13 protein-coding genes are annotated in these 12,820 nt (G+C 31.7%); all 13 read right to left on the bottom strand.

Annotation, left to right across the window (positions count from 1 at the left end):
- Positions 1-453: 453 nt before the first annotated feature.
- Positions 454-1,170 (bottom strand): response regulator transcription factor, encoded by a 717-nt coding sequence (locus J0383_RS01495; RefSeq protein WP_012025443.1) that lies wholly within the window; start codon positions 1,168-1,170, stop codon positions 454-456.
- Positions 1,171-1,173: 3 nt separating this feature from the next.
- Entirely contained in the window at positions 1,174-2,760 is a 1,587-nt protein-coding gene (locus tag J0383_RS01500; protein ID WP_207296693.1) for a sensor histidine kinase, read from the bottom strand.
- A 59-nt stretch (positions 2,761-2,819) separates the two neighbouring features.
- On the bottom strand, positions 2,820-3,416 hold the full coding sequence (gene coaE, locus J0383_RS01505; RefSeq protein WP_207296694.1) for a dephospho-CoA kinase: 597 nt from the start codon (positions 3,414-3,416) through the stop codon (positions 2,820-2,822).
- A 1-nt stretch (position 3,417) separates the two neighbouring features.
- On the bottom strand, positions 3,418-4,416 hold the full coding sequence (locus tag J0383_RS01510; protein ID WP_207296695.1) for a glycosyltransferase: 999 nt from the start codon (positions 4,414-4,416) through the stop codon (positions 3,418-3,420).
- A gap of 124 nt (positions 4,417-4,540) precedes the next feature.
- Entirely contained in the window at positions 4,541-5,731 is a 1,191-nt protein-coding gene (fabV, locus tag J0383_RS01515; RefSeq protein ID WP_207296696.1) for an enoyl-ACP reductase FabV, read from the bottom strand.
- A 16-nt stretch (positions 5,732-5,747) separates the two neighbouring features.
- Positions 5,748-6,269: a tetratricopeptide repeat protein gene (locus J0383_RS01520; protein ID WP_207296697.1), complete on the bottom strand. Its 522-nt coding sequence runs from the start codon at positions 6,267-6,269 to the stop codon at positions 5,748-5,750.
- Between the two features lie 8 nt (positions 6,270-6,277).
- Complete coding sequence (recN, locus tag J0383_RS01525; protein ID WP_207296698.1) at positions 6,278-7,930, bottom strand: DNA repair protein RecN; 1,653 nt, start codon at positions 7,928-7,930, stop codon at positions 6,278-6,280.
- Positions 7,931-7,980: 50 nt separating this feature from the next.
- Complete coding sequence (gene porD / locus J0383_RS01530) at positions 7,981-8,865, bottom strand: type IX secretion system protein PorD (protein WP_207296699.1); 885 nt, start codon at positions 8,863-8,865, stop codon at positions 7,981-7,983.
- Positions 8,866-8,919: 54 nt separating this feature from the next.
- Positions 8,920-10,131 (bottom strand): bifunctional phosphopantothenoylcysteine decarboxylase/phosphopantothenate--cysteine ligase CoaBC, encoded by a 1,212-nt coding sequence (gene coaBC, locus J0383_RS01535; RefSeq protein WP_207296700.1) that lies wholly within the window; start codon positions 10,129-10,131, stop codon positions 8,920-8,922.
- Positions 10,132-10,143: 12 nt separating this feature from the next.
- Positions 10,144-10,461 (bottom strand): DNA-directed RNA polymerase subunit omega, encoded by a 318-nt coding sequence (locus J0383_RS01540; RefSeq protein ID WP_012025451.1) that lies wholly within the window; start codon positions 10,459-10,461, stop codon positions 10,144-10,146.
- 9 nt (positions 10,462-10,470) lie between these two features.
- Complete coding sequence (locus J0383_RS01545) at positions 10,471-11,265, bottom strand: outer membrane protein assembly factor BamD (RefSeq protein ID WP_207296701.1); 795 nt, start codon at positions 11,263-11,265, stop codon at positions 10,471-10,473.
- Between the two features lie 133 nt (positions 11,266-11,398).
- Entirely contained in the window at positions 11,399-12,280 is an 882-nt protein-coding gene (dapA, locus tag J0383_RS01550; protein ID WP_207296702.1) for a 4-hydroxy-tetrahydrodipicolinate synthase, read from the bottom strand.
- A gap of 15 nt (positions 12,281-12,295) precedes the next feature.
- Positions 12,296-12,808, bottom strand: a complete 513-nt coding sequence (locus J0383_RS01555; protein ID WP_207296703.1) for a DUF6913 domain-containing protein — start codon at positions 12,806-12,808, stop codon at positions 12,296-12,298.
- Between the last annotated feature and the right edge of the window lie 12 nt (positions 12,809-12,820).

Raw genomic sequence — 12,820 nt, forward strand, 5'->3', positions numbered from 1 at the left:
TATCCTGACGGATAAATACTAAAAATCGATGTTCGGGAAAATTTTGAAGAGTCTAGAATAAAAAAAAAGCCCGAAACGTATTGTCTTCGGGCTTTTTTATATATCTAAAAGTATATTTCTAAGATTGAAATAAGCCACGAAGAATTGCTTCACCAAATCCATTTGGTGTAAAGCTCTGAGATGTCAATGTAAGTACAAACACTATTTCTTCGTTTTAAAGGGTTACTAATTTTTTCGTGTGCAAATATTCAAAATACTTTTTCGATTTTCCAAATTATTTTTAAGAAAATTCATCAAAATAAAAATCCAGTATAGCTAAACCGTTTTCATAATTAACAGTAAGATTTTAAAAATCAATACATTAAAATCAAAAAAAGTTCAAAAAATATTTTCAGTTAATGGCATAAAAAAAGCCCTGATTTCTCAGGACTTATATATTTTTCGGTGAATTAATTATTCAGAAACTTTGCTTTTTACCACTAATCTGAAACCTTCTCCGTGAATGTTTAAGATTTCAACATCTTCATCAGATTTAAGGTATTTTCTTAATTTAGCGATGTACACATCCATACTTCTTGAAGTAAAGTAGTTGTCATCTCTCCAGATTTTTGTTAGAGCTAATTCTCTCGGCATTAAGTCATTTTCATGAAGAATAAGCATTTTAAGCAATTCATTTTCTTTTGGAGATAATTTAATTGGCTCTTCATCTTGGAAAGTCAAGAATCTTAGTTTTGAATTTAAGTGGAATTTACCAATATTAAATTCAAATTGTACTTGTTCAGCTTTTGTATCAGCAGATTTTCTTTGAATGATTGCTTTAATTTTCATTAAAAGAACTTCTGAATCAAAAGGTTTATTTAAATAATCGTCTGCACCAGCTTTGTATCCTTTTAGCACATCTTCTTTCATAGATTTAGCTGTTAAAAAGATAATTGGCACTTCACTGTTCTTCTCTCTAATTTCTTTGGCCAAAGTGTAACCATCTTTATAAGGCATCATTACGTCAAGAATACATAAATCATATACGTCTTTCTTGAATTTTTCGAAACCTTCCATACCGTTTTTAGCTAAAGTAACTTCAAAGTCATTTAACATTAGATAATCTTTAAGAACTGCCCCGAAATTTAGGTCATCTTCTACTAAAAGTATTCTTTTGTTAGTATTTTCCATATTTTAATTTATTAATGGTATTTTTATTATAAAGGTGCTACCTTTTCCTTTTTCGCTTTCTACATATACTTGACCGTTGTGGTCCTCCACGATTCTTTTTACATAAGCTAATCCTAAACCATGTCCTTTTACATTATGAAGGTCACCGGTATGTTCTCTGTAAAATTTCTCAAACACTCGTTTTTGAGCTATCTTACTCATTCCCAAACCATGATCTTTTACTTTTATCAGAATCATGTCTTTTACATTTTCTGTAAAAATTTCAATTTCCGGGGTATCAGGAGAATATTTTATAGCATTTTCTAAAATATTAACCAATACGTTTGTGAAATGAACTTCATTAATCAAACAGGTTGTTCTTGCTGCGTTATAATGTTTTACAACTGTACCTTGTCGGTCTTCCAGAATTAAATTTACGTGCTCGATAGCGTCGTCAATTATATCTGTAATTACTGTAGGTTCTTTAGTTATATCAAGTTCTCTTTTTTCAAGTTTTGAAATACGCAGTACATTCTCAACTTGTGCATGCATTCTTTTGTTTTCGTCTCTTATCATTTGAAGGTAACGATATACCTTTTCCTTATCTTCAATTACTTTTGGGCTTCTAATTGCATCTAACGCTAAGTTGATAGTAGCAATTGGCGTTTTAAACTCATGCGTCATATTATTAATAAAATCGGTTTTGATTTCAGAAATATGTTTCTGACGTAATAACTGATTTAATGCACTTGTGTAAGCCACAATTATAATCAAAGTAAAAACTATTGATAAAATAGTGATACTCAACAATTCAGACAATAAGAACTTCTTTTTGTTTGGAAAAGTAATATACAATTCATATTTACTGTTTCCTTCATTATCCGTGAATACGGGCACTTGATAACTTGCATCTTTATCGTAATGGAAATTATCTGATTTAATTTTCGTTGGCAAACCATTATTTAGTACACCAAACTCAAATTTGGTTTTTACACCATATTCAGCTAATTCTTTTTTTAATAAACTTTGCAATTTGTCTCTAGAAACTCTTTCTTCAATTGGAAGTACATCAGTAAAATCTTTTACTGCAATTTCTCTCTGAACTTTACTTAACATTTCTAAGCTTCCTGATTTTTCGATTTTTAAATCTGGAATAACACTTTGACTTAAAGAGTTCTGATCGATTAAATTGTTGTTACTGTAAACTTCTGTTACTCTTTTTGAATTGAAGCTTTTAAACCTGTCACTTGAAAATTTTTTGTTAAATAATGAATTATTTATACCGTAATCTTCAGATGATAAGGTGTTTGAGTATACTATCGTTTTATTTGTTTTTGTATTTCTCTGAACATAATAAACTTCAAGCAGGTCTTCTTTTTTGGGGTCTTTGCCTGTACTTTTTTTTAGATTATTATAATCAACATAGTAGTTATACAATTCTTGTTTTTCCAATTTATCGGCAACATTACCAATAACCTGTGTAACGTGGTATTTAAACTGTTCGTCGTTATTTTTGAACGAAGAATTGAACCAATATACCTGCACTAGAATTATTCCTATCAAGGATAAACTCATCAGTAAAACAAGTACTCTAAAAAATAATTTATTCATCGAAACAAAATTAATATTTTAACAATATACTAAATAATACATTAACCAAATATTAACATTTAAGACTGATTTTGTTTTATTTTCAAAATTTTAAGAATTTCAACAACTTCTTCTCTAGCAATTTTAAGATTACTGTTATTAATAACAAAATTGCTTAAAGAAATTCGTTTTTCGTCATTCCACTGCATTTTCATTCTATTTATGACGTTTTCTCTTGTGGTATTGTCTCGTTTTAAAACTCTTTCTATCCTTATTTCTTCCGGTGCTGTAACCGTTATTATATAATCGCATTCTTTATATCTTCCGCTTTCAAAAAGTATTGCGGCTTCATAGATCACATATTCATAGCTTTGATGTTCTAAAAGCCATGATTCAAAATCTTTTTTAACAGCCGGATGTACTATCGAATTTAATCTAGCGAGCTTATCGGCATCTTTAAATACTATTTCAGCCAGTTTTGATCTGTTTAAAACATTATTATCAAAGAGCGACTCTCCAAAAGTTGTTTTAACGGCTTCAATAATCTCTGCAGACTGCATTACCCTTTTTGCTCCATCATCAGCAATATAAACGGGAATTCCCATTTCGTTAAAAAAACCTGCAATAGTCGTTTTACCACTTCCTATTCCGCCGGTTAAGCCAATAACTTTTGTCATACTATATTTTAAAAAACATACGCGGAAATGCTTCTTGTGGTTTCTTCTTTAGTAAAATAATTTTTACATAAGATTCCAGAAAACCAGTTCCGTAACCATAAAATTGTTTCCAGACAGCAATGACAGACAAATAACCGATTTTGATGCTTTTATTTTGAATACTTGCTGTAAGAAAAATTATAACGAAATATACAAAATATAATTGTAATAAAATATCAATATTAAAAATTAATAGTAAAAAAGCTAATAATAACCCCAATATAAATGCAGTTGGAAAGAAAAAAGTAAGCTTATTATGTTCTGGATACCAGCTGTTTAAAATAGGCCTTGCGATGCCAAATTTCTTAACTTGGATAGAGAATTTTTCCCAGTCAATTCTACGTTTGTGATACACATAAGCCTCAGAAAAAAGACGTGTTTCAAATCCCAGATTCCATAAACGAATAGATAAGTCAGGATCTTCACCTGGATGTATGTTTCCAAAACCTTTAGAAACTTCAAAAGCTTTTTTTGAAATCCCCATATTAAAGCTTCTTGGCTGGAATTTATTGATTTTTTCAGATCCTCCACGGATTCCTCCTGTTGTTAAAAACGAGGTCATCGCGAAATTAATCGCTTTTTGAATGCTTGAAAAACTTTTAAGCGCTCTGTCTGGACCTCCGAAACAGTCAACGTATTTTTCATTTAACGCTTTTCGCACTTCACTTAAATAGTTTGGCGGAATAATACAGTCTGAATCAAAAATGATATAATAATCACCTCTTGCTTTCTGCATTCCGAAATTTCTTGAATCTCCCGGTCCTGAATTTGGTTTTACATAATAGGAGATATTCAATTTTCCCTGATAATTCATTACAACATCTTTACAAGGAATTGTCGAACCGTCTTCTACAAGAACAATTTCAAAAGGTTCATCATAATCTGATTTTGTAAGGCTCTCTAAAAGTTCATCAACTTCATCCGGACGATTATACACGGGAATAATTAAAGAAAAAATCATAACGGGAATACTGTATTTAATGGTATATTTTTAATGTGAAAAAATTTTAACAAAGATATAGTATATTCCACAAAAAAACCATCAACTTTTGGGTTGATGGTTCTTTGTCTGTAAAATTTATTTTTTATTTGATACTTTCGATATTTACTACTTCGTTTGTATCGGCTTGATAATCTACTCCAGCAAATTCAAATCCGAATAAATTAAGGAAGTCGCTTCTGTACCCTGCTAAATCTCCAATAGCTGGCAATGTTTCTGTTGTAGCTTCTAACCATAGTTTAGCCACTTTTTCCTGAACATCTTCACGCATTTCCCAATCATCAATTCTGATTCTTCCTTTTTCATCAACTGGAACTTCAGAACCATTGTATAATCTGTCTTGGAATAAACGCTGTATCTGTTCGATACAACCTTCGTGAATTCCTTCTTCTTTCATGATTTTATATAAAAGAGAAATATATAACGGAATTACAGGAATCGCAGAACTTGCTTGAGTTACTAACGCTTTGTTTACCGAAACATAAGCATTTCCACCAATAGATTTTAGAGAATCAGCAATTGTAAATGCAGTCGCTTCTAAATGATCTTTTGCGCGACCAATAGTTCCTTTACGGTAAACTGCTTCAGTTAATGCAGGTCCAATATAAGAATAAGCAACTGTAATAGCACCATCAGCCAATAAGTTTTCATTTTTTAAAGCTTCAATCCACATTGCCCAGTCTTCGCCTCCCATTACTGCAACTGTATTTTCGATATCTTCTTCGTTAGCGGGAGCGATAGAAACTTCAGAAACTTTTCCTGTGTGAAAATCAACTGTTTTATTACTAAAAGTTTGTCCAATTGGTTTTAAAACTGAACGGTGCGTTACTCCAGTATTTGGATTGGTACGTACTGGTGAAGCTAAACTATAAATTACAAGGTCAACTTGCCCTAAATCAGCTTTTATTAAATCAAGAGTTTCTCTTTTAATTTCATTAGAAAAAGCATCTCCGTTGATACTTTTTGCATATAAACCAGCTTTATGAGCTTCTTTTTCGAATGCAGCAGAATTGTACCATCCTGGAGAAGCCGTTTTTCCTTCTACAGGTGGTTTTTCAAAAAATACACCAATTGTAGCAGCATCAGATCCAAAAGCGCTTGTAATTCTTGAAGCTAATCCGAAACCTGTTGAAGCACCAATAACTAATACTTTTTTTGCTCCGGCAATTGCACCTTTTGATTTTACATATTCAATTTGATTCTTAACATTTTGTTCAGCTCCCTCAGGGTGGGCAGTCAAACAAATGAATCCTCTCATTCTAGGTTCTATAATCATCTTGTAATTTTTTGTATTATTTGAATTTTAGTTTTAATTTTTCAAAAATAGACATTTTATGATAAACTCTTTTCATGTTGGCAGCCATATTATCAATAAAATTTGGGTTTAAAGCATTTTTTTGAGCGGCTTTATACAATCTGTATGACAGGATATAATCCCCTTCATATTCCGCAATTCGGGCTAACTCACTGTTATACGAACAGTAATCAGCATTTTCCAGCGTTACAAATGTATGAGCAATATGTTCTTTGGCTTCTGAATATCTTCCAATATCAACCAGCAAATATGTGTAATTTAAATATGAGGCAGGATATTTAGGATCAAATTTCATTGCTAATTTATAATGATAAATTGCTTTGTCATAATTACTGAGTTTATTATAATGAATCCATCCTAAATGGTTGTGTGCTTTTCCAAAATCAGGATACTGCGCCAAAATTTCTTCTAAAACTTCTTTCGCTCCTGCGGTATCGCCTTCAGAAATTAATCCATCGGCTTTTATAAACTGATTTTCATAGAAACTTAAACTTTCCATAATTATTTTTAGTTTAACAACTCTTTCGCATGATTTAATGCCGAATCAGAAATATTTGCCCCCGATAACATTTGTGCAATTTCAATAATTCGGTCGTCTTGCGATAAAAGTTTTAATTCTGATTGGGTATCGTTATCAATTGTTGATTTAGATACTTTAAAATGTGAATCTCCTTTAGCAGCAATCTGCGGAAGGTGTGTAATGGCAAAAATCTGCATTGTTTTACTCATTTCTTTCATGATTTCGCCCATTCTAATTGCAATTTCACCCGAAACTCCTGTATCAATTTCATCAAAAATTAATGTTGGAAGTTTTGAATATTGAGCCAGTATTGCTTTTACTGCCAGCATAATACGAGACATCTCTCCTCCTGAAGCTACTTTTTTCAACAATCCAAAATCACTTCCTTTGTTGGCCGAGAATAGAAATTGTAATTCGTCTTTACCGTTTTGGAAATACGTATCAACAGTAGTAAGTTCAATTTTAAAACGAGCATTTGGCATTCCTAAAGTTTCTAATATCGCTATTAATTTATCTGATAAAACCGGAATTGCTTGTATTCTGCTTTCATGAATGACACCTGCCAATTCATTTAATTCATTTTCTTTTTGTTCAATTGATTTAGATAATGTTTCGATTTCTTCTTCAATATTATCCAATTCTAAAAGTGTATTTCCTAAATCGGCTTGAATTTGAAGTAATTCATCAACTGAATCTACATGATGTTTTTTCTGCAAATTAAAAATCAACTGCAGTTTCTGACTTACCAATTCAAGTTGTTCTGGATCGTTTAATAATTTTTCTGAAGAGTTTTGAAGTTCTTTAGAAATATCATCAAATTCAATAGAGAGACTTGTTATTCTTTCAAACAAACTTTGGTATTCTGTTGAAAAAGGAGCAATTTTCTGCAGTGCGGTTTTGATTTCATTTAAGTTATGAAATACACCAAACTGTTCTTCATTTGCAATCGCAAGAGATTTATCAATTGATTCTTTAATGATTTCGACATTGTTCAGCTTTTCATAATCAGCTTCAAGTTCTGCTTGCTCGCCTGATTTTAGTTTTGCCGAAACTAATTCATTCAGTAAAAAAGTGTTGTACTCTTGTTCTTTTCCAGAATCACTTTGTTTTTTAAGAAGTGCATTTAATTTCGACTTCTCTGATTTGTAAATTTTTAATGATTTCTGATAATCCGAAATGGTTTCGGCATTATTAGAAATTGCATCGATTATTTTAAACTGAACACTTTCATCTGAAAGTTCTTGTGTTTGCTGCTGTGAGTGGATATCAATTAAAAAGAAGCTTAAATCCTGTAATTCCTGAAGATTTACCGGACTATCATTTATAAAAGCACGCGATTTTCCAGAAGGAAGAATTTCGCGTCTAATAATAGTTTCATCTTCATAATCAAGATCATTGGCTTGAAAAAACTCTTTTAAATTGTATTTAGAAATATCAAATTGAGCTTCTATAACGCATTTCTCTTCTTTATTCTTTAAAGAAGTTAAATCGGCTCTTTTTCCTAAAACAAGTCCGATTGCTCCTAAAATAATAGATTTACCTGCACCCGTTTCACCTGTAATTATCGAAAAACCTTTTGAAAAATCTATAGAAAGTTTTTCAATAAGTGCATAATTTTTAATTGACAGTGAAGTGATCATAAAGGATAAATAAGATAAAAGGGTTATAAAGAAAATTAAAAATCAAGTATTTAGAACTTAATTTGTGACCATTTAGCTGAATTTAAAGGCGAAACTTTATTTAAAACATCTGTAAGGTCAGTAACAGGAATACTTGGTCCTCCTGAAAATATAGAAACGATTTCATCTGATTTTGCATCAAAGAAAACGCGGGTCAAAAATGCATTTGGTCTTACTGAATTTACTTTTGCAACTAGTATTATTGCATTTTTTACTTTTTCTTTTGATGATTTTAAGTCAGCAGTCATTCCATCTAAAGCGGTATGATAAGCAAACATAGTCTGACGAATATCACTATACATCGGGGAAAGCATATCGTTTATTAAATAATAACGGTTTTGAAGTCCATCTGTTTGTGTCCATCCTTTAAAACCGCCTTGCTGGGCTACGTTTGCAATATTCTGAGCTGTTTGAAAATATTGGTCTCCTCCTCCCATTTGAAACGTATCCGCATCCATCCCTAAAATTATATAGCTGTAAAATGATACAACTGATATTAAATTGGATTCAAAAACAGTTGGGTTGAATAATAAAGGTTCATATTCTGTATAACGGAAGTTAAAATCTTTATCATTAAAATTTAAAACCGGTGACGAATAGGTCGAATTAAAAATCAATCTTGAAGACTGCACTTGAATAGTTCCTGTAAACTGGTCTGAACTATAAGAAGACAATGTGATATACATTGAACAATTGATTCGCTCATTTTGTTTTAAGGAAGAACCTGTCCAATCTGTTTTATTAACAAATTCTGACAGCGAAGTCTGAAGTGTTTTAAAAATCTGCTGATTGGCATTTGGCAATCTTTCAGTATTAATAGTTACTGTACAATTTAACTGTTGCCCCTGGGTAAAGCCAAAAATAAAGAATACTAAAAATGTAACTATCTTATTCATATCAACTATGTTTTATGAGTGAAGCTTAATTCTACTAAGAATTTATAAATACTGCTATTTCGAAAAATGCAAAATCAGTCTGCTTAAAATATCGACTGCAACTAATTCTTTTGTTTTTAATTCCATTGGTTCGATTTTAAAATCTTTATCAATAAAGGTCACTTTATTGGTTTCTTTTTTAAATCCGGCACCTTTATCTTGTAAGGAATTTAAAACAATCAAATCTAAGTTTTTTTTCTGAATTTTCAACTTAGCATTTTCAATTTCATTTTCAGTTTCCAAAGCAAATCCTATTAAAAACTGCTTTTCTTTGATGCTTCCTAATGAAGATAAAATATCTTTTGTCTTCTCTAATTCAATTGAAAATTCACTTGAATTTTTCTTAATCTTCTGTAAAGCAACTTCTTTAGGTTTGTAGTCTGCTACTGCGGCTGCCGCAATTGCTGCATCAGCATTGTCAAAATGCAAATGACAGGCATCATACATTTCTTGCGCTGAAACTACATTTATAACTTCGATAGAAGGATTTTTAACTTTTAAATGAGTGGGTCCCGAAACTAAAATTACATCAGCTCCTAGATTTGCCGCTTCATTAGCAATATCAAATCCCATTTTTCCTGAAGAATGATTTCCTATAAAACGTACTGGATCTATAGCTTCGTATGTTGGACCAGCTGTAATTAGTATTTTTTTTCCCTTAAGTGGAAGTTTACTTTCTAAATCTGCTTCAAGAAAAGCGACAATATTCTCAGGTTCAGCCATTCGGCCTTCGCCAGATAAACCGCTTGCTAATTCTCCTTTTTCAGCTGGAATCATACTATTTCCAAATTGTTTTAAAGCTGTAAAACTAGAAATAGTAGAAGGATGCTTATACATATCCAAGTCCATTGCAGGAGCAAAATAAACTGGACATTTAGCCGATAAATAGGTTGCAATTAAAAGATTATCACAGTTGCCGGTTGCCATTTTAGATAAGGTATTGGCAGTTGCAGGAGCAATCAGCATTAAATCTGCCCAAAGAGCGAGTTCAACGTGGTTGTTCCATACGGCATCTTCATCATCCTGATTAAAGAAACTGGAATGTACGGGATTTTTTGATAAGGTAGATAACGTAAGCGGGGTTACAAAATCCTTAGAAGCAGGTGTCATTATCACTTGGACATGTGCACCTGCTTTGATAAAAAGTCGTACTAATGAGGCTGTTTTATACGCTGCAATTCCACCGGAAACCCCCAGTAAAATCTTTTTCCCGTTTAAAACTGACATTATACTATACTATTATTTGTTTGAATTTCTGTGGTAAGTTTTACCGTCTAACCATTCTTGAACTGCTAAAGCATGTGGTTTTGGTAATTTTTCGTAAAATTTAGAAACTTCAATTTGTTCTTTATTTTCAAAAACTTCTTCAAGACTGTCATTGTAAGTCGCAAACTCTTCTAATTTCTCAGTTAATTCTTTTTTAATTTCAGAATTAATCTGGTTTGCTCTTTTAGCCATAATGGTAATTGCTTCATACACATTTCCTGTTGGCTCTTCAATAACTGTTTTATTGTAAGTTATTGTATTAACAGGAGCATTCGTCTTTTTTAAATCCATGACTTTATTTTATTTAGTAAATTTTTGTAAATCTGTTTCAACTCTGGCATTCATTTCGTCTGCCTCTTTTTTATATTTTGTATCGCTTTTAAATTTCAACAGATTAGCGTAAGCTGTTTGTGCCACATGTAAACGCTCTTCCATTTTTGATGGCACACTGTTTATTGCTAACTTGTATGCTGAATCGTATTTATAAAACAATGCATCTTCTTTATAAGGTGTTCCTGGAAAATCAGCAATAAAATTATCAAAAGCTACTAAAGCAGATTTATAATCTGAGATAGTATTATATCCTTTCGCATTTTCGTATGCTTTCTTTTCTAGTTTTCCATTTAGCACCTGAACTGTTTCATTTGCTTTAGCCAGATATTCTGAATTTGGATAGTTATCTATAAAAGCCTGTAATTTCTCTAGCGCTTTTACTGTATCTGCCTGATCTAAACTGTAAACAGGAGACAATTTTGAATAGCTGTAAGCTCCCAAGAAAGCTGCTTCTTGTACTTTTTCGCTTCGTGGATATCCCGAAACAAAGCTTTCAAATTGATAACCGGCTAAATAATACTGTTCTGTCTTATAATAAGACTGTGAAAACATGTAAAAAAGTTTTTCCGCCTGAGGCTTACCTCTATAAGAAGGTGCTAATTGTTCAAAAAGACGTATTGCTTTATTGTACTTTCCAGCCTCATACATCTTTGTCGCCACTTCAAACTTTGCTGCTACGTCTTCATTTTTTAATGCCTTTTGGTAATCACTGCAAGAGCAAAAAAGGACAACAACAATTAATAGAGATACTACTTTTTTCATTTTCTTACTTTTATTATGACTTCTAAGACTTTACACCAAAGAAAATCACACCGAAGTTTCGGTGGCAAATTTAGTTATTAATTTAGCGACTGCAAAATATTTTTTTCGTGTACAAAAATACAGAGTCTTTTACTTATTTTATGCTGTTTTTGACGAACTCATTTAATCGTTCTGCCAAAGATTCGTCTACAGGAACCAAAGGCAGACGTACTGTATTATCAGCTATTCCCAGAGCTTGGAAAACTTGTTTTATTCCGGCTGGATTTCCTTGTTCAAAAATCATATCGATACAATCTGATAAAAAGTATTGTGTTTTAAACGCATCAGCGGCTTTTTTATTGAGTCCCAAACGAATCATTTCTGAAAATTCTTTTGGAAAACCTTGACCAATAACCGAGATTACTCCTGCTCCACCCGCTAAAACAATAGGAAGTGCAATCATATCATCTCCTGAAATAACTAGAAAATCTTTTGGTGCGTCTTTAATAATTTTAAATGCTTGTACAACATCACCTGCAGCTTCTTTAATCGCTACTACATTTTTAAAATCATTTGCCAGACGAATTACTGTTGAAGGAAGCATATTACTTGAAGTTCTTCCTGGAACGTTGTATAAAATTACTGGTACAGGAGAAGCTTCTGCAATTGCTTTAAAATGCTGATAAATTCCTTCTTGTGTTGGTTTATTATAATAAGGGGAAACAGAAAGTATGGCTTCAAAAGGAGAAAAGTCTCTGGTTTTTAATTCGTCAACCACCTGCATGGTATTATTGCCGCCTACTCCAAGAACTAATGGTAATCTTCCCTTATTTACTTCTATAACGGTATTTATAACTAATTCTTTTTCGTCTTGCGTCAGGGTTGCATTTTCTGCTGTTGTTCCCAAAACCACAAGATATTCAACTCCTCCGTCTATCGAAAAATTAACGATTCGCTGCAACGCTTCGATATCTACTGAAAAGTCTTTTTTAAATGGAGTTACAAGCGCAACACCTGTTCCTATTAATGATTGCATATCTTTCTTTATAATTTACTTTATACTTTTTAAATACTTGAACAATTCAGAAACAAATAGTTTGTATTCTTCCATTGCCGTGTTAAACATCCATCGGTTTAATCTAGTGTTCACAGATGAAAAACCAACTTTAAATCTGGCTTTTGATTTGCTTGTTACCATCATTAAAGCAATGTTTTCTACATCATAATAACTTATCAAAAGGTCAAATTCGGTTTCGATAAATTCTTTTAAAAAAGGTTCTGTCAGTTCTCCTTTCCAATTGATATTTTTTTTACCAAATGTAGGTTTTGAATAGGTTTTCTTTTTTTTGAATTTACGTCTGTACGCAATAATTTTTATCTTTTCGGGTGCAATTCCGTATGATACCAGTTCTTTTATTAACGCTTTTGAATCTCGAAATTTACTTTCATCGACCACTAAACCAATCGTTTGTATATTACTTGTAAAAACTTCATTCTTGACATTATTCAGATTATTTTTTAATGATTTTTTTACAAAAAATTCCTTTATATAATCTAAAAACATAGTACTTTTACG

Origin of the sequence: Flavobacterium endoglycinae (assembly GCF_017352115.1) — a bacterium.
Classification (GTDB): Bacteria; Bacteroidota; Bacteroidia; order Flavobacteriales; family Flavobacteriaceae; genus Flavobacterium; species Flavobacterium endoglycinae.